General features: G+C 59.7%; 1 protein-coding gene. It reads left to right on the top strand.

The window, feature by feature from the left end:
* The first annotated feature begins 406 nt into the window (after positions 1–406).
* Positions 407–676 (top strand): hypothetical protein, encoded by a 270-nt coding sequence (locus tag JKL45_RS29660; RefSeq protein WP_201865361.1) that lies wholly within the window; start codon positions 407–409, stop codon positions 674–676.
* Positions 677–842 lie beyond the last annotated feature (166 nt).

Raw genomic sequence — 842 nt, 5'->3', positions numbered from 1 at the left:
TTGCCTCCCGGGCCATATCCTAGTCAACGCGCAGCCCACCCGAATGGATTCAAGCCCAGATCAAAAGCGCTTTAGGCACTCCTTCATCAATGACCATTAAGCTATTCCGTCACCTCCGGGCTGGCTGGCGCCTCCCATGCCCGGAAACGGTAGGGTACTGTGCGCTAAGCCCCAAGGTAGGCATCGGCTATTGGCGTCTCTTCGGAGATCCTCCGCGCTTCTGCTCCGACAGATGGCTCCGTGGGTGGCAACCGCTCTTCCGCGGGGACAAGTGAGCCATCGATAGCCACCGAGTTTCGATCGTAGCCATTGAGTGTCAGCGTTCAGTGATCCTCAAGCCGATGGCTGACTTCGGACGTATTTGGCTGCTATCGAGCCGTGACCCGAACATATCGGCAGGTTGGCCATGGACGACGATCTCACCAATCTTTCGCGGGATGATCTTGTTGCCGAGGTCATCCGGCTCCGGAACGGCATCCGCGCACACCGAGACAGCAGCGGTCACGAACTCTGCTGGCATCACCCGCAGTTATGGGGATTGTTGCCCGAGCCGATCCCCGACAACATCGAAGTTCCGGCCTGGCCGCAGTTCCTCCGCGGCTGCCTCCGCTACCGCGAGGCCCTCGACAATCAACTTCCCCACGCGCCACGCATCAACGTCGAGTTTAACCGCTAGCGGCCCCTGAGCTCCGGCATCAGCGGGCAATGCCACCTTGGTGGTGCCGGGGGACTACTGACAAACCGTTGTAGCGAAAGGTCAGCTCCTGGCAGATTGCGTTGACAAAGTCGGCACTCAGACGGGCTGAGACAGCGAGGAAGTTCGACTTGTCGAAGTTGGGTCT

The organism is Microvirga soli, from assembly GCF_016734765.1.
GTDB lineage: Bacteria > Pseudomonadota > Alphaproteobacteria > Rhizobiales > Beijerinckiaceae > Microvirga > Microvirga soli.
The sequence above is the reverse complement of the archived record's forward strand: the minus strand, read 5'-3'. Positions and strand labels throughout refer to the sequence as shown.